21 protein-coding genes are annotated in these 16951 nt (G+C 44.7%); 16 read left to right on the forward strand and 5 right to left on the reverse strand.

Annotated elements, in window-relative coordinates:
• Positions 1 to 4 precede the first annotated feature (4 nt).
• The 5 genes from ACO5E4_RS08090 to ACO5E4_RS08110 form a co-directional block, all read right to left on the reverse strand.
• A complete protein-coding gene (locus ACO5E4_RS08090) occupies positions 5 to 763 on the reverse strand; it encodes a class I SAM-dependent methyltransferase (RefSeq protein ID WP_485862681.1) in 759 nt (252 codons plus the stop codon).
• 2 nt (positions 764 to 765) lie between these two features.
• Positions 766 to 1863 carry a tRNA (uridine(54)-C5)-methyltransferase TrmA gene (trmA, locus tag ACO5E4_RS08095; protein ID WP_485862682.1) on the reverse strand — a complete coding sequence of 366 codons (1098 nt, stop codon included), beginning with the start codon at positions 1861 to 1863 and terminating at the stop codon, positions 766 to 768.
• 73 nt (positions 1864 to 1936) lie between these two features.
• Positions 1937 to 2266, reverse strand: coding sequence for a MaoP family protein (locus ACO5E4_RS08100; protein ID WP_314955807.1), 330 nt, complete (start codon positions 2264 to 2266; stop codon positions 1937 to 1939).
• 59 nt (positions 2267 to 2325) lie between these two features.
• On the reverse strand, positions 2326 to 2943 hold the full coding sequence (gene dsbA / locus ACO5E4_RS08105; RefSeq protein ID WP_454904648.1) for a thiol:disulfide interchange protein DsbA: 618 nt from the start codon (positions 2941 to 2943) through the stop codon (positions 2326 to 2328).
• 21 nt (positions 2944 to 2964) lie between these two features.
• Positions 2965 to 3231: a YihD family protein gene (locus ACO5E4_RS08110; protein WP_485862683.1), complete on the reverse strand. Its 267-nt coding sequence runs from the start codon at positions 3229 to 3231 to the stop codon at positions 2965 to 2967.
• Positions 3232 to 3297: 66 nt separating this feature from the next.
• Here ACO5E4_RS08110 and mobA point away from each other — a divergent pair, with 66 nt between their 5' ends.
• From mobA to rplL, 16 genes are all read left to right on the forward strand, one after another.
• Entirely contained in the window at positions 3298 to 3879 is a 582-nt protein-coding gene (mobA, locus tag ACO5E4_RS08115; RefSeq protein ID WP_485862684.1) for a molybdenum cofactor guanylyltransferase MobA, read from the forward strand.
• Between the two features lie 92 nt (positions 3880 to 3971).
• Positions 3972 to 4493: a hypothetical protein gene (locus ACO5E4_RS08120; RefSeq protein ID WP_485862685.1), complete on the forward strand. Its 522-nt coding sequence runs from the start codon at positions 3972 to 3974 to the stop codon at positions 4491 to 4493.
• Positions 4494 to 4605: 112 nt separating this feature from the next.
• The gene (gene fruB, locus ACO5E4_RS08125) at positions 4606 to 6159 is read left to right on the forward strand and encodes a fused PTS fructose transporter subunit IIA/HPr protein (RefSeq protein ID WP_485862686.1); all 1554 of its coding nucleotides are present in this window, start codon (positions 4606 to 4608) and stop codon (positions 6157 to 6159) included.
• Between the two features lie 2 nt (positions 6160 to 6161).
• Positions 6162 to 7103, forward strand: coding sequence for a 1-phosphofructokinase (fruK, locus tag ACO5E4_RS08130; RefSeq protein ID WP_485862743.1), 942 nt, complete (start codon positions 6162 to 6164; stop codon positions 7101 to 7103).
• A gap of 4 nt (positions 7104 to 7107) precedes the next feature.
• Positions 7108 to 8772, forward strand: coding sequence for a fructose-specific PTS transporter subunit EIIC (locus ACO5E4_RS08135; protein WP_485862687.1), 1665 nt, complete (start codon positions 7108 to 7110; stop codon positions 8770 to 8772).
• Between the two features lie 56 nt (positions 8773 to 8828).
• Positions 8829 to 9065, forward strand: coding sequence for a recombinase RecA (locus ACO5E4_RS08140; RefSeq protein WP_485862688.1), 237 nt, complete (start codon positions 8829 to 8831; stop codon positions 9063 to 9065).
• 183 nt (positions 9066 to 9248) lie between these two features.
• On the forward strand, positions 9249 to 10232 hold the full coding sequence (locus ACO5E4_RS08145) for a DUF4424 family protein (protein WP_485862689.1): 984 nt from the start codon (positions 9249 to 9251) through the stop codon (positions 10230 to 10232).
• Between the two features lie 23 nt (positions 10233 to 10255).
• Complete coding sequence (locus tag ACO5E4_RS08150) at positions 10256 to 10618, forward strand: DUF4189 domain-containing protein (RefSeq protein WP_485862690.1); 363 nt, start codon at positions 10256 to 10258, stop codon at positions 10616 to 10618.
• A gap of 68 nt (positions 10619 to 10686) precedes the next feature.
• Positions 10687 to 12138, forward strand: a complete 1452-nt coding sequence (gene modF, locus ACO5E4_RS08155) for a molybdate ABC transporter ATP-binding protein ModF (protein ID WP_485862691.1) — start codon at positions 10687 to 10689, stop codon at positions 12136 to 12138.
• 28 nt (positions 12139 to 12166) lie between these two features.
• Positions 12167 to 13096 carry an AEC family transporter gene (locus ACO5E4_RS08160; RefSeq protein WP_485862692.1) on the forward strand — a complete coding sequence of 310 codons (930 nt, stop codon included), beginning with the start codon at positions 12167 to 12169 and terminating at the stop codon, positions 13094 to 13096.
• Positions 13097 to 13257: 161 nt separating this feature from the next.
• Entirely contained in the window at positions 13258 to 13668 is a 411-nt protein-coding gene (secE, locus tag ACO5E4_RS08165) for a preprotein translocase subunit SecE (protein WP_006719687.1), read from the forward strand.
• A 1-nt stretch (position 13669) separates the two neighbouring features.
• Positions 13670 to 14221 carry a transcription termination/antitermination protein NusG gene (gene nusG, locus ACO5E4_RS08170; RefSeq protein WP_314955772.1) on the forward strand — a complete coding sequence of 184 codons (552 nt, stop codon included), beginning with the start codon at positions 13670 to 13672 and terminating at the stop codon, positions 14219 to 14221.
• A gap of 167 nt (positions 14222 to 14388) precedes the next feature.
• A complete protein-coding gene (gene rplK, locus ACO5E4_RS08175; protein ID WP_005630840.1) occupies positions 14389 to 14817 on the forward strand; it encodes a 50S ribosomal protein L11 in 429 nt (142 codons plus the stop codon).
• A gap of 4 nt (positions 14818 to 14821) precedes the next feature.
• Positions 14822 to 15511: a 50S ribosomal protein L1 gene (gene rplA, locus ACO5E4_RS08180; protein WP_485862693.1), complete on the forward strand. Its 690-nt coding sequence runs from the start codon at positions 14822 to 14824 to the stop codon at positions 15509 to 15511.
• Positions 15512 to 15866: 355 nt separating this feature from the next.
• Positions 15867 to 16358, forward strand: coding sequence for a 50S ribosomal protein L10 (gene rplJ / locus ACO5E4_RS08185; protein WP_021616062.1), 492 nt, complete (start codon positions 15867 to 15869; stop codon positions 16356 to 16358).
• A gap of 54 nt (positions 16359 to 16412) precedes the next feature.
• On the forward strand, positions 16413 to 16784 hold the full coding sequence (gene rplL, locus ACO5E4_RS08190) for a 50S ribosomal protein L7/L12 (protein WP_485862694.1): 372 nt from the start codon (positions 16413 to 16415) through the stop codon (positions 16782 to 16784).
• The last annotated feature ends 167 nt before the right edge of the window (positions 16785 to 16951 follow it).

The raw sequence follows: 16951 nt of genomic DNA on the forward strand, positions 1-16951 counted from the left end.
TGGCTTAGTCGTGTTTTACATACACGTCAAAACGGTGATTCTTCGTTTCGCGGGAAAAGTGCGGTGCTTTTTGTGCGAGAAAATCAGCGTAGTCGGGGCGCTTGACCACGACGCGCTGACGGGCGAGTTGAAGCGCAGGCGCAAGCAGTTCGTCCGCATCTAAATCGGCACCGACCAAATGTTGAAACACACGCATTTCTTTTTTCACCAAGGCGCTTTTGGCTTTGTGCGGGTACATGGGATCGAGATACACCACATCGGCGAAATCTGAGTCAGGATTTAGTTGATTGATATGTTGATAAGGCAACAGTTGCATGTTTTGTTGCATCCACGGGCCGATTTCTTCGTCGGCATAAGCGCGTTGCAAGCCATCTTGTAACAACAAACGCACCACCGGATGGCGTTCAACGAGTTTCACTTGGCAACCGAGCGCCGCCAATACAAAGGCATCACGCCCTAAGCCTGCCGTGGCGTCAATGACTGTCGGCAGCTTGTCTTGTTTAATGCCTACTGCTTTTGCCACTGCTTCGCCACGCCCGCCACCAAATTTACGGCGATGTGCCATGGTGCCGCCGACAAAATCCACAAATACCGCGCCTAATTTTGGCTCGTCTAATTTGCGTAATTCTAAGCGCGTCACGCCTTCCGCTTCCGTCCACACTAACGCCAACGGGCTGTTGGGATCATGTGTTAAGCCAGCTTCCGCAAAAAGTGCGGTAGAATTTTGCAGTGTTTGGGTTTCGCAGAGGAGTTGGATATTCATGTTTATCCCTTTCTCACCAACCAAACGCCCGCTTCCATGTGTTCCGTGTAAGGAAACTGATCGAACAAGGCGGCTTTTTCAATGTGGTGGGTTTGGCTGAGCGTTTTCAGGTTGTCGCACAACGTATGCGGGTTGCAGGAAATATACAAAATACGCTCATATTGTTGCACCAGTTTAACGGTCTCCGCATCTAAGCCGGCACGTGGCGGATCAACGAAAATGGTGTTGCATTCATAGGCTTTCAAATCAATGCCTTTTAAGCGATTAAATTCGCGCACGCCTTGCATGGCTTGCGTGAATTCTTCCGCTGACATTCGGATGATTTGTAAATTGTTTATCTGATTCGCTGCGATGTTAAATTGCGCGGCGGCTACCGAAGGCTTGGCAATTTCTGTGGCCAATACTTTGCGGAAATTTTGCGCTAGTGCGATAGAAAAATTGCCGTTGCCGCAATAGAGCTCTAATAAATCCCCATGGCTGTTACGCGTGCAATCCACCGCCCATTCCAACATTTTGCTGTTTACTGCCGCGTTTGGTTGCGTGAAGCTGTTTTCCACTTGGCGATAAATGTAGTCTTTACCGTGAACGTTTAGGATTTCATCTACATAATCCTGTTCCAGACAAATTTTCTGCTTGCTGGCACGTCCAACAATTTGCACATTAAAACCTTGCTGTTGGAGTTGTGAACGCAAGGTTCGCGCTGTGGTTTGCCAATCTTCATCCAAGGCTTTGTGATACAATAAACTGACGATAATCTGTTGGCTTTGTGTGCTTAAATAATCAATTTGAAACAGGCGGTGGTGTAATACCATTTGCTGTTTTAACAACGGTAACAACGCCGTCATCATGCGATTAATCAGTTCGCTGGCGATAGGAAAATTGTCCACCCGATAACGTTGTTTGCTCTGTTGATCGAACATGATGTGATAGAAATCATCGCCTTCGTGCCAAATTCGAAACTCTGCCCGCATGCGGAAATGCTGCTTTGGCGAGGAGAACACCTGTAAATCAGGTGCATTAAATGGCGATAAAAGTGCGGTCAGTTTTTGCTGCTTTTCTGCGAGCAATTCGGCGTAACGATCAACGGGTAAATTAAGCATAGCATTCATGGAATTGGCGGTCGTAAAAACAAAAGGCTCGGAATCCCAAGCCTTCTGATTGTTGTTTAAGTCATTAGTCTGCCGAGTAGTCGTCCAGATTATCCACACCAACCACGCCGGATAAGGTGTAAAGGCGTTTGTTGGTAGAGATGCGACTGCGGTATTTTTGCCAGGTTTTTTCGAAGAAGGTTTCCGCTGCACGTTCACCGCGGCAGAAAGCAACAAAGCTTTTTTCTTCCTTGGTTACCGGCTTACGTTCGCCTGAATCTAATGCGCGGAAGGCTTGTCCGTATTGTTCTAAAGTTTGTGCTTCTTTGATGGTGTAATCACCGTGACGGGCAAAACCACGTGGATAGTTTTTGTCGTCAAAAAAACGACGGGTTACGCTAAAACTCTCAGCCATATAATCCTCTAAAAATAGGTATCGAAAATAAAATCGGCAGGCATTAAACCAATTTTTGTTTATTTTTGCAATAAACCTTTTACGGTTTCGACATATTCGCTCACAAAAGTGTTTTCATCATGTGCCAAGCCTTCCATATTCACACGATATTTACCGTTTACATAGAAATCAGGTACGCCACGTACTTGGTATTTTTCGACTAAATGTTGTTGTTTGGTGACTAAACCGTTTACTGCAAAGCTGTCAATACCACCGTCGAATTGTTCGGCAGATACACCGTTATCAATAAAGATTTGGCGAATGTCGTTCATCGAGTTCAGCATATTGGTTTGTGCCGCTTTAAATAATGGCATTTTCACTTTTTCTTCTGCTTTAATTGCAATGGCAAGCGCCCAAGCACGCGTTAGATTTTCAGATTGGCGACCTAAAAAATCCACGTGATATTGTTTGAATAACGTGCCTTCCGGCAGGCTCTCACTAATTTTTTGTGGAATGTGAAATTGTGTTTCAAAGTGATAGCAATGTGGGCAATAAAAAGAGAAAAATTCTAATACTTCCGGTTGCGCGCTGTGTTGTTGCCCTTCTACCACAACATATTGTTTACCTTCCGTTAAGTTAGCCGCTTGAACAGAAACAGATAGCGCTGCTGTCAGCGCTAAAAATAACCATTTTTTCATTTGTTATCCTTAATAATCGATTTATTTAATAATACCGCGCGCTTTTAATAGCGCGGTTTTAAAGTCTTCTTCGTAATCTTTTTTAATGCCGGGAATCGGCTCGAATTTGTCTTTGCCGGCCATTTTTAAGTGATAAATAACGACTTCGTCAGGCAGTTCCGTAAGCGGTTTGTCAAACCCGGCTTCATCAGCGATTTTTTGTAAAATCTGCATTAATGAGAGATCGGCGTCTTTAGACCAATAAGGTTGTAAAAGTTCCAACATTTCATTCAGGCGATGACATTTCATTCGCATTTCCTTATTATTGAAAAATAATTAGGCGAGATCATACTGTAATTAACCTCGGAAGAAAATATGACAATTTCAATTAGTGCCGTCATTCTAGCCGGCGGACAAGCCAAGCGAATGGGGGGAGTGGATAAGGGATTGCAATTATTGCATAGTAAGCCGCTGTTTCAATTCATTTACGATCGCCTACATTCGCAGGTGGAACAGGTTTCGGTTAATGCTAATCGCAATCAGGCAATTTATGCAACAGCCGGGTTACCGGTATTTAGCGATAATATCGAAGGCTTTCAAGGGCCGTTAAGTGGGATTTTGGCCGCGTTGGAACGTGCTGACACGAATTTTGTGTTATTTGTCCCTTGCGATAGCCCCTTCTTCCCGGACAATTTACTGGAAAAATTGAAAAGTGCGGTGGATTTTCACGGCGTTTCTATTGCTTACGTGCATGATGGCGAACGTGAACATCCTACGTTTTGTTTAATGGCGCGCAGCCTAAAAGACAAGTTGGCGGCTTATTTAGCTTCAGGCGAACGCAGAATGTTGCAGTTTATGCGCCAAAACGGGGCGGTAAGTGTGGATTTCTCAGAAAATAAGGCGGCGTTTACCAATATCAACACATTGGATGAGTTGCAGCAGTGTAACGTGCAATAATCGTGAGCTATTTATTGCATGCTAGAGAAACAGTATAATGAGTGCTAGGCTTGAGTTAGTTTGTTTTCTTCCACCGAGATTCAAGGATTTTTATGATTAAAAAACTTTCCATTCTTTTTTTAGCCTCCTTGTTGAGTGCTTGTTCCCTTTCCTCGTATGTGCCTTTCATGGGCGACAAAAAAACGGTCATTGACTTAGATGAAGATAAAATCGACCAAAAATCTTACGCTACCGCGTATGAGGCTACCGTCGCGACCTACCAAGGGCGTGTGCACAGCGATTTTAATGTTAATTCTTTCGCCAGTGGTGCTAATGATTGGTATTTAGGCCGAATTCTTGTACCTGTTGAACAAATTAAAGAAAGATTGTATAGCCCACAGGGTCAGGATTCCGATGTTTATGCCTACTACAGTGGCGTTGTACATGCCTCTGCGTTGCAAAATAATTTCGGCAAACTAAATGCAAAATGCTGGAGTCACCTCGATGTGCCGAGTGTGACACAAGGTATTTATGACGCCATGTTAGATTTGAAAAAAGATAAAGTGCGGTCTGAAAATGACGAATATATCATGCAAGGTTCCGAGCAATTACTTAAGTTATGCACCGGAAAATAATTTACAAAACTGTCGGTATTTACCGGCAGTTTTTGTATTTTAAGTCCTAGCTGAAAGGTTTTTGTGGGGGGTAGGCACCCCATTGATACCCTCGTAGAAACAAGGAGACAGAATGTTTAATTTACCCGAAAGCAACATTCATTTAGCGGCTCAAGCTGACAATAAGCAACAAGCCATTACGCTGGCAGCCAATGCCCTTGAACAGGCCGGTTATGTGGAAAGCGGTTATTTACAAGGCATGTTAGGGCGCGAACAACAAACACCAACTTTTTTAGGCAATGGCATCGCCATTCCGCACGGCACGTTAGACACCCGTGGTATGGTAAAAAACACCGGCGTGCAGATTTTCCAATTTCCACAAGGGATTGAATGGGGCGAAGGTAACATCGCTTATGTGGTGATCGGCATTGCGGCACGTTCTGACGAGCATTTGGCATTATTACGCCAGCTAACTCACGTTCTCGGCGATGAAGACACGGCAGCCAAATTAGCCACGCTCACCGATGTGAAAAAATTCCGCGCCATTTTAATGGGCGAAGCGGACGAATTTAATGTGGCTGATGAAAACATCAGCTTGGATGTGGACACCAGCAGTTTGCTCACCTTAATCGCCATTAATGCCGGCAAATTAGAACAACAAAGTGCGGTCAATCATCAGTACGTTTCGGAAGTCATTGCCAATCCAGCATTGCCGTTGGCGCAAGGCCTATGGGTGACCGATGCCGCCGTAGGAAACCAGAAGAATGGGTTGGCGTTCAGTCGCGCAAAACAGCCGTTTAATGTGAATAATAAAATGGTGCATGGCGTGGTAACGGTGGCATATGCCAACGAGCAAATTGATGAAACGTTAGCTCGTCTGTTAGATGCCGAAGTACAGCAAATCTTGTTAAACGGTGGCAGCGATCAAATCGTGGCGGCATTAAATGGCAAGCGGATTCCGCAAGTCGCGACACAGACAACATCAACCATTTCTGTCATGCCATCTGTCACGGGAAGTCGTGTTGTCGGCACCTTTACCATTCGTAACGAACATGGCTTACACGCCCGTCCTAGTGCCATTTTAGTGAACGAAGTGAAAAAATTTACTTCTCAAATGACCGTGGAAAACCTCACGCGCGGCAGTGCGCTGGTGAGTGCTAAGAGCTTGATGAAAATTGTCGCTTTGGGCGTAACGCAGGGGCATCGTTTACGTTTTGTGGCAGAGGGCGAGGATGCGCAAGCCGTAGTGGAAGCTATTGGCAAGGTGATTGCGTCAGGACTTGGCGAAGCGATTTCTGCCGTGCCACCAAGTGAACCGGACACCATTGAAGTGATGGACCAAGTTGCACCAACCACTTCTGAGCCAACAACTTCTGCCCCAAGTGGTGAAAGTGCGGTGGAAAATCTGAGTGAATCTGTAGAAGGGGTTTTTGAAGTCAAAAATGAACATGGATTGCATGCGCGCCCGGCGGCGATCCTCGTCAGTGAAGTGAAAAAATATAACGCCAATGTTGCTGTACAAAATCTTGATCGCAATACGCCATTTGTCAGCGCAAAAAGCTTAATGAAAGTGGTGGCGTTAGGTGTAGTGAAAGGTCATCGTTTACGTTTTGTGGCCACCGGCGAGCAAGCACAACAAGCTATTGAGGGTATTGGTGCAGCAATTAACGCAGGATTAGGGGAATAATGATGGCAAAAGTCGCAACTATCACCTTAAACGCCGCATATGACTTGGTTGGGCGTTTAAAACGTATCGAATTGGGCGAAGTCAATACCGTGGAAACCCTTGGACTTTTCCCTGCGGGCAAAGGCATTAACGTGGCGAAAGTGTTAAAAGATTTAGGCGTTGATGTCACGGTGGGCGGTTTCCTTGGTGAAGATAACCAAGGGGACTTTGTTACGCTTTTCAACAAACTGGGATTACAAGACAAATTCCAGCGCGTGTCGGGCAGAACCCGTATCAATGTGAAAATTACCGAAACCGACGCGGATGTGACCGATCTCAATTTTTTAGGCTATGAAATCAGTGACAGCGCATGGCAACAATTTGTGGTGGATTCTCTCGCGTATTGTAAATCTTTCGACATCGTCGCTGTGTGCGGCAGTTTACCGCGTGGCGTGACGCCGGACTTGTTCGCCGATTGGCTAAAACAACTCCATCAGGCGGACATAAAAGTGGTGTTAGACAGCAGCAATACAGCGCTAGCCGCGGGGTTGAGCGCACGGCCTTGGCTGGTGAAACCGAATCATCGCGAATTAGAGGCCTGGGTGGGTTATACCTTAAATTCACTGGAAGAAATTGTGTCTGCCGCCAAGAAATTAAAAGCACAGGGCATTGCCAATGTGATTATTTCCATGGGCGCTCAAGGTTCCGTTTGGTTAAGTGACGAGGCTGTGATCCAAGCACAACCACCGAAATGTGAAAATGTGGTGAGTACTGTAGGTGCAGGCGATTCTATGGTGGCGGGCTTGATTTACGGCTTAATTAACGGTCTTCGACAAAAAGACACCCTTGCCTTTGCCAGTGCGGTGTCTGCTTTTGCCGTGTCGCAAAGTAACGTGGGCATTTCTGACCGCACGTTGCTTGAACCAATTTTAAACAATGTCAACATCACTGCCATTGAGGGATAATCTTATGCATATTTATTTGACTCCATCCGCGAATTTGGGTAACGCCAAAGCCTTTTTATTGCGCGAAATGCTAAGCAAGGCCGCGCAAGCACAACATCAAATCGTGGACAGTGCCGAGTCGGCAGATTTAATCATCGTTTTGGGGAATATTTTACCCAATAACGCTCAATTCAATGGCAAAAAAGTGTTTTTGGCAAACATTGACGAGCATTTCAACGCCCCTGAGAACTTGTTGGATACCGCCATTCAACAGGCGCAGGATTATGCTCCGCCTGCTGAAAGTGCGGTCGTTTCTAACAGTAAAATGAAAAATATTGTGGCGGTGACCGCTTGCCCGACAGGCGTTGCGCATACGTTCATGTCTGCCGAAGCCATCGAAACCTACGCCAAACAACAAGGCTGGCAGGTGAAAGTGGAAACCCGCGGACAAGTGGGGGCAGGCAATGAAATCACGGCGGAAGAAGTGGCGGCAGCTGATTTGGTGTTTGTGGCGGCGGATATTGACGTGCCGTTGGACAAATTCAAAGGCAAATTAATGTATCGCACCTCCACGGGGCTTGCGCTGAAGAAAACTGCGCAAGAATTCGATAAAGCCTTTAAAGAAGCCAAAATTTACGAAGGCGGCGCAACGTCCGCGGCGAAAGCCGAAGAGCACGGCGAGAAGAAAGGCGTCTATAAGCACCTGATGACAGGTGTATCGCACATGTTGCCGTTGGTGGTGGCGGGCGGTTTGCTTATCGCCATTTCCTTCATGTTCGGTATTGAAGCGTTCAAAGACGAAAACATCGCGGGTGGCTTGCCGAAAGCCTTAATGGATATTGGTGGCGGCGCGGCATTCCACTTAATGATCGCGGTGTTCGCCGGTTATGTGGCGTTCTCTATCGCCGACCGTCCGGGGCTTGCCGTGGGGTTAATCGGCGGGATGTTGGCGACGACCGCAGGCGCGGGGATTTTAGGCGGAATTATCGCCGGCTTCCTTGCAGGTTATGTGGTGAAAGGGCTTAATGATGTGATTAAATTACCACCAAGCCTAATGTCCCTTAAACCGATCTTAATTTTGCCGTTATTGGGGTCTTTCATTGTCGGCTTAGCCATGATTTATCTCATTAACCCGCCTGTCGCAAAAATCATGACGGCGTTGAGTGAGTGGCTAAAATCCATGGGCGATGTGAATGCCATGGTGCTTGGCGTGATTATCGGCACCATGATGTGTATCGACATGGGGGGGCCGGTAAACAAAGCGGCTTATACCTTCTCTGTGGGCATGATCGCCTCTCAGGTTTACACCCCAATGGCAGCGGCAATGGCAGCAGGCATGGTGCCACCAATCGGCATGGCTATCGCCACTTGGTTAGCGCGCAGTAAATTCACCTCCAATCAACGTGATGCGGGTAAAGCCTCTTTCGTACTTGGCTTCTGTTTTATCTCCGAAGGGGCATTGCCATTTGTGGCGGCAGATCCGCTGCGCGTGATTATCAGTAGCATCCTTGGTGGTGCCACTGCGGGGGCGATTTCCATGAGTTTAGGCATTACCTTGCAAGCGCCACACGGTGGTTTATTTGTGGTACCGTTTGTTTCTGAGCCGTTGATGTATCTTGCGGCTATCGCCATAGGTTCTGTCGTCACCGGTGTAATTTATGCGGTGATTAAACCGAAGGCGGAAGCATAAAGTTGAACAAAGTACGGTAGATTTTTACCGCATTTTTTATCTTATGAGGAAATCGTATGCCATTGAGTGAATCAGAAAAGCGCAGCCTTTTAGCTGAAAAAGGTATCGGCGCAACGATCTTAAAGCGTTTAGAAGAAATGGGATTAGATGATGTCAAAATACTGGCGGTGACGAGCCCTGATTTTATTCTTCAAAGAGGTGCCGAAATCACGGGGTCAACCTGTTGGCGAAATAGCCCACAAGCCAGAAAGGCCATTGAAACAGCAGTGAATTGGGCAAAAAGCAAGGTTTAGCCCTAAGGTAGTAACTTACTCTGATGGCGTGCGTCTCCTGATGCGTGCCAACCAGAGTAATGTATTACTCACGGTCGAGTCTCAAAAACGTTTTCAAAACCCACCGCACTTTTTATCCCTAATCCTGCTAATTCCTGCTATGATTTTCGCCGTTCATCAATATATTATTTCCTGAGGACCAATATGAAAAAATACGTTGCTTTAATCGCTCTCTGTTTCGCTTTTACCGCACAAGCCAACGACAGCATGGGGTTTGTGTCCACTGGTGGCGTGGAATACATCAAAAATGACAATATTGCCATGCAAAAAGAGAATCTGTTTATCAGCCTCGATAAAATTAAGGTGGACTACGAATATCAAAATCTCACCGACAAAGACATTACGGAAACTGTGCTATTCCCATTACCTGAGGTTTATCTTTATGATTACGGAGACTTTGCGGATACAGCAGGGTTAATTAATACCTTTAAAATCTACGCTAATGGTAAGGAAATTAAACCGCAAGTGCATGTGCGGGCGTTTCTTTATAAAACAGAAAAAGAAGGGACAGAGGAACAAAAATTGGTGCCTCATGATGTGACGGCGATTTTCAGAGATTGTGGTTTAACCGAGGAAGAATTGATGGAACCTTGGTTGCGCAAATCGGCATCGGCAGAGAATAAAATTTTGAAGTGTAAAGATCCTCGTTTAGCCAAATTTGAATTGGAAAAATATGAAGGTGAACTGTTTTGGGGCGGGCAAATTATTTATAGTTGGCAGCAAACCTTTAAAGCCTCCGACACGACTTACATCAGCCATGAATATGCCCCTTTGGTCGGTGGTGGCGTGTCTATCTCGTCTATATTAGAACTCGGTGAGGAGACACTGTTTACCGAGCAATATTGTATTGGTCCTGAATTTAAACATGCCATTAAAAAATTAATTCCTGAGGGCGGTGGTTCTTATCGTCAGTTGGGCTATATTTTAAAAACTGGGGCCAACTGGGCAAAACCAATCACCGATTTCACCTTAACCATTGAGCGACCAAAAGATCAGTTGGTGTCATTTTGCTGGAAAGGCAAAGGAGAAGTGAAGAAAGTCTTGCAAAACGACAAGGTGGTACAATTCCAAGTACAGGAAAAAGATTTCCTGCCACAACAGGATTTAGATGTGTTGTATGCACCGTAAAATAGTGAATGAGGAGTAAAAATATGCGCAAACTTATGGTGATGATGGCAATATTTTGGAGCATATTGAGCTATGGGAAAGAAGAGCGGGTTTATCCGCCTCAACCGCCTAAATTAGACTTTCCTATGCATTGGAGCGTCATTGCGTATAATCCGCATACCGGTGCCTTTGGTTACGGTGACAATAATATGAGCAAAGCGGCTGAAAGGGCTGCCTTGCAGGGATGTGTGCAGGCATCAAACGATGACAAAACCCAAGATTGCCGCGTTGTCGCTTCCGGCAATCATGTTTGTGTAGCACTCGCCGTCGGGCAGCAACCCAATATTTATGGCACGGCACAAGTCGGCTATCGAGACCCGGAAAAAGCGGAAGAGAAAGCTTTGTAGCAGTGTCATGTTCATGGGGAAAATTGTTCCGTGGTACTGTCTGCTTGTGGTAAATAAAAGGAGCAATCATGCCTCAACTCAATATAGAAAACGCGCAATTTCGACTGCATGAAAAACGTTTGCTAAATCTACCGCACTTTTGTGTCAAGACTCGGGATTATTGGGTCGTGGTGGGCAGTAACGGCAGCGGGAAAACGGCGTTTTCATTAGCGTTACAAGGGACATTGCCGCTTGAGGCGGGCGAATATCACTGTGATTTTGAACGCATTGGGTTGTTTTCTTTTGAACGGCAACAGCAAATTCTGGAACAAACTTTTAAAGATCGTAACAACGACACTGTGAGTCCAGACGATTTCGGCAAAACCGCACGTCAGACCATTTTGAACAGTAGTGATAAGGAAACCTTGTGTGACTCTTATGCGGCGCTGTTGCATATTACGTCGTTGTTGGATCGTCCGTTTATGTTGCTTTCTACCGGCGAGAGCCGCAAAGTGTTGTTGGCGCAGGCATTGGTTGCCGAACCGCAATTATTAATTTTAGATGAGCCTTTTGAAGGGCTAGATCAACAGTCTGTGTTGGATTGGCAACAATTGCTACAACAGCTCAATGAAAAAATGGCGTTGGTGTTGATCGTCAATCGCTTTTCCGACATTCCTTCTGCCGCTGATCATGTGGCGTTGTTAGATCACAACCAGTTAATTTTGCAGGGAGGGCGGACGGAGGTTGAGCAACAAAGTCTATTTCAACAAGTACAATATGCGGAACAAAACGTTGATGTGCCGTTGCCGGAAAGTGCTGTATCGCCGATTAAATTACCGCCGAATCAATCCCCTTTTAAACTAAAAAACGTTACTGTTCAATATGGTGAGAATGTCATTTTAAATCGGCTTGATTGGACAGTGGCGCCTGAGCAAAATTGGTGGATTAAAGGGCCGAATGGTGCGGGGAAATCTACGCTATTGTCGCTTATTTGCGGCGATCATCCGCAATCTTATGCTAATCATGTGGTTTTATTCGGTAAACAGCGGGGAAGTGGCGAAACCATTTGGGAGATTAAACGCAACATCGGTTATGTCAGCAGTCAGTTACACATGGATTATCGGGTCAACTGTTCTGCGTTAGAGGTGATTCTTTCGGGCTTTTTTGACAGCATCGGCGTATACCAAAGCGTTCCCGGCGCACTGCGGATCAAGGCGATGCAATGGCTTACGCGCTTGAATATGGAGGCGTTGGCAAATCGTCCGTTTCGTTCCCTTTCTTGGGGGCAACAGCGCCTGTTGTTGATTACCCGCGCGATGGTGAAACACCCGCCCATATTGATTTTAGATGAACCGTTGCAAGGCCTCGACGGCATGAATCGCAAACTGGTAAAGCACTTTATCGAACAACTGGTGAACAATAGTCAAACCCAACTGCTCTTCGTGTCCCACCAAGATCAGGACGCGCCGAATTGCATTACGCATGTGTTTGAATTTATCCCGCAAGGCGATGGATACGTTTATAAACAAAGTGCGGTGTGATTTTTAATTATTTTGACGAAGAACAACTATGGATATCGCATTCATTCTCGGCACGAAAATCGTTGAACTGACCCTTATTGTGTTGATGGGCTATGGGTTGGTGAAAAGCAAATTGCTTAAATCGGAAGACAGTAAGCCGCTGTCTATTATCGGGTTATATATCATCAGCCCCGCCGTCATGATTGAAGCTTTTCAGATTTCGTATACGCCGGAAATTCTAGAGGGATTAATGCTGTCTTTTGGGATGGCGGTGTTTTTACATGGTATGCTGGTGATTATCGGTGCAGTGTTAAAAAGTACACTGAAATTGGACCCTATCGAGCATGCGGCATCGATTTATGCCAATTCAGGCAATCTGATTATTCCCCTAGTGATGGGATTATTCGGTAAAGAGTGGGTGGTTTACGCCAGTTGTTTTATCATCGTGCAAACGTTTATGTTTTGGACACATTGTCGCCTGATTATTGCCGGAAAGGGCAATTTAACGCTGAAAATGGTGCTAAAAAATATCAATATTTGGTCGATCATGATTGGTTTAGTGATGTTTGCTTTGCAAATTAAACTGCCTGATACCATCAATGGTACGTTATCTTCCGTCGGGATGTTTATTGGGCCGAATGCCATGTTGATTGCCGGTATGCTGATTGCTTCTATTCCACTGCGGGATCTTTTCTCCTCTAAACGTATTTATTTGGTGACCTTCCTGCGCTTGTTGGTGATCCCATTGTTTTTAATGGTCATCATCAAACTTTGTGGTTTTTCCGGTTGGGTGCAAAACGGTGAAACGATCGCTTTGATTAGTTTCCTTGCAACAACAAGCCCAGCGGCTTCGACGGTCACCCAAATGGCGTTAATTTTTGGTAATAATCCACAAAAAGCCAGTGCCATTTATGGGGTTACTACCCTTCTTTGCATGTTTAGTATGCCCTTCATTATCGCACTGTATCAGTTGTGGTAAAAAGTGCAGTGGATTTTGAGGATGTTTAAAAACACGCTGAAAAACGACCGCACTTGTGTAAATGCGCAATTTTTAATTGTGAAACTGGAAAATTAGCTGTTATAATTCTGCGTTCGAAAAAGGATCCCTATTTTTTAAAGTTACATAATGGATAAATTTTTATGGCATTAGAGATTGAGAAAAAGAAAAATGAATCTGAGGCTTCCGTTGAAAAGTCTAAAGGATTAAACATTTTTTTATGGTTGTTAACCGTTGCAATCATTGCGGCGAGTGCATTTGGTAATATCTATTTCCAAGATCAATATTCCACCCCAATTCGCGTTGTTGCGGTTATCGTGTTGTTGTTGATCTCTTTAGGGGTTGCAGCGACAACCAATCAAGGCAGAAAAGCCCTTGGTTTCTTTCAAGATGCCCGTACTGAATTACGTCGAATTGTTTGGCCAAGCCGTCCGGAAGCAACGCAAACAACTTTTATCGTTGTTGGTGTGACCGTATTTGTGTCTTTAATTCTTTGGGGCTTGGATTCAATCATCGTTAGCATCATTACCTTCTTAACCGACTGGAGATTCTAAAATGACCGAAACCGCAAATAAAAAACGTTGGTATGTGTTGCAAGCGTTCTCCGGTTTTGAAGCGCGCGTAGCGACCACATTGCGTGAATACATCAAACTTCACAATATGGAAGAACAGTTTGGTGAAGTATTAGTGCCGACAGAAGAAGTTGTCGAAAATGTGGCAGGTAAACGTCGCAAAAGTGAACGTAAATATTTCCCGGGTTATGTGTTAGTACAAATGGAAATGAACGATGACACGTGGCACTTGGTGCGTAGCGTGCCACGCGTGATGGGTTTCATCGGTGGTACACCGGATAAACCGGCACCAATTAGCAATCGTGAAGCGGATATTATTTTAAATCGCTTAGAGCAAAATAGTGATAAACCGAAACCAAGAACGACTTTCCAACCGGGCGAAGAAGTCCGCGTCACCGAAGGACCATTTATGGATTTCAACGGTACAGTCGAAGAAATCGACTACGAAAAAGGCCGCTTGAAAGTCTCTGTATCTATCTTTGGTCGTGCGACACCGGTTGAGCTTGAATTTGGTCAAGTGGAAAAGAATAGCTAGTTAAAAATGTTCAAAATTTTGACCGCACTTTAAATCAACTAGGATAAAGTGCGGTCACTTTCTCAAGTATTTTACTTGAAAAACCGGTTGCGTTTGATTAGAATGCAGCCCTTTTTAACAACAGGGGAGCTAGCAATAGCGTTATCACCCATTTAGAGGAAACTAAAATGGCAAAAAAAGTCCAAGCCTACGTTAAGTTGCAAGTCGCAGCGGGTATGGCAAACCCATCACCACCAGTTGGTCCGGCATTAGGTCAACAAGGTGTGAATATCATGGAATTCTGTAAAGCGTTCAACGCTCGTACTGAGAGCTTAGAAAAAGGTTTACCAATTCCGGTTGTTATTACTGTCTATGCAGACCGTTCATTTACGTTCGTTACAAAAACCCCACCGGCAGCAGTTTTATTGAAAAAAGCAGCAGGTATCAAATCTGGTTCCGGTAAACCGAACAAAGATAAAGTGGGTAAAGTCACTTTAGATCAAGTTCGTCAAATCGCTGAAACGAAAGCAGCAGATATGACTGGTGCGACGATCGAAACCAAAATGAAATCAATTGCTGGTACTGCTCGCTCAATGGGCTTAGTGGTGGAGGAATAATACGATGGCTAAATTGACTAAAAAAATGAAAGCAATCAAAGCTGGCGTAGATTCTACTAAAGCATACGAAATCAACGAAGCAATCGCGGTGTTAAAACAATTCGCAACGGCTAAATTCGTTGAAAGTGTTGATGTTGCAGTAAACTTAGGTATCGATCCTCGTAAATCTGACCAAAACGTTCGTGGTGCAACTGTGTTACCACATGGTACAGGTCGTGAAGTTCGCGTGGCTGTGTTCACCCAAGGTGCGAATGCCGAAGCAGCTAAAGCAGCAGGCGCTGATTTAGTCGGTATGGAAGACTTAGCAGAGCAAGTTAAAAAAGGCGAAATGAACTTTGACGTTGTAATCGCTTCTCCTGATGCAATGCGTGTTGTTGGTCAATTAGGTCAAGTATTAGGCCCACGTGGTTTAATGCCAAACCCGAAAGTGGGTACTGTGACACCAAACGTTGCGGATGCTGTTAAAAATGCGAAATCCGGTCAGGTTCGTTACCGTAATGATAAAAACGGTATTATTCACACCACTATCGGTAAAGCAAACTTCTCTGAAGCGCAATTAAAAGAAAACCTTCAAGCGTTGTTAGCCGCTTTAACTAAAGCAAAACCTGCAACTTCTAAAGGTATCTTCATTAAGAAAGTCAGTCTTTCTACGACAATGGGTGCTGGTGTAGCTATCGACCAAGCTTCACTGTAATTCATCAAAGTAAAATGAAATATGACCGCACTTTTGTTAGTGCGGTTATTTTTTCCGGTGTTTATCATTGTTGAGTGGTGATTTTTTGTCATCGAGCATTTACAAACGATATTTCGACCGTTATAATCTTTGACCTTTTTAGATCGTAATTTATTTGCGGTTTAGTATTTCTGGTTGGTGCTTGACCTCATTCAAGCCCCGTCCAAGACCGTAGGGGAGCAATCTTAATCATCCTACGTAGATGGTGAACAGAATAAGAATTTTCTTGCTTCTGTGCACCGAATTCGTCCTAATAGTTGTTTTATTAGGTATTTAAATTCCGAGCAATCGGAGTGTATTCAGGAGCTAACAGCCAATGGCATTAAATCTTCAAGACAAACAAGCAATTGTTGCCGAAGTAAATGAAGCAGCCAAAGGTGCCCTTTCTGCTGTGATCGCGGATTCCCGTGGTGTAACAGTAGACAAAATGACCGAATTGCGTAAATCTGCACGCGAAGCCGGTGTTTCTATGCGCGTTGTTCGTAATACTTTATTACGTCGTGCGGTAGAAGGCACTGAATTCGAATGTTTGAAAGACACATTTACCGGTCCAACACTTATCGCATTCTCTACTGAACATCCAGGTGCTGCAGCACGTTTGTTCAAAGAATTTGCGAAAGCAAACGATAAGTTTGAACTTAAAGGTGCAGCCTTTGAAGGTAAGATCCAAGATGTTGAATTCTTAGCAACATTACCGACTTACGACGAAGCAATTGCACGTTTAATGGGCACAATGAAAGAAGCTGCGGCAGGCAAACTTGTTCGCACTCTTGCGGCATTACGCGACAAATTACAAGAAGCAGCTTAATCATTAAGCGTTTCTTACTTCATCTAACTTTATTTATTTTAGGAATTGATTGTTATGTCATTAACTAACGAACAAATCATTGAAGCGATTGCTTCAAAAACTGTAACTGAAATCGTTGAATTAATCGCAGCGATGGAAGAAAAATTCGGTGTTTCAGCAGCGGCAGCAGTAGCAGCAGCGCCAGCAGGTGGTGCAGCAGCGGCAGCAGAAGAAAAAACTGAATTCGATGTAGTGCTTGCTGAAGCGGGTGCTAACAAAGTAGCTGTAATCAAAGCAGTACGTGGTGCAACCGGTTTAGGCTTGAAAGAAGCTAAAGACTTAGTTGAATCTGCACCTGCTGTATTGAAAGAAGGTATCGCTAAAGCAGAAGCAGAAGCACTTAAGAAAGAATTAGAAGAAGCTGGCGCGAAAGTAGAAATCAAATAATTTTGATTTTATTTTGTCCTGTTTCTCAGGCTAAATGGCTGGTGGGTGACCATCAGCCATTTTGTGCTATCAAAAACAGAAGTAAATTTGCCGTTTAATTACTTTTGTTTCCTCAGATTAAATTCAGCATTTTAATTTGAGTCACCCACTCAAGAAGTAAGGTTCAT

This window comes from Aggregatibacter sp. (genome assembly GCF_057314075.1).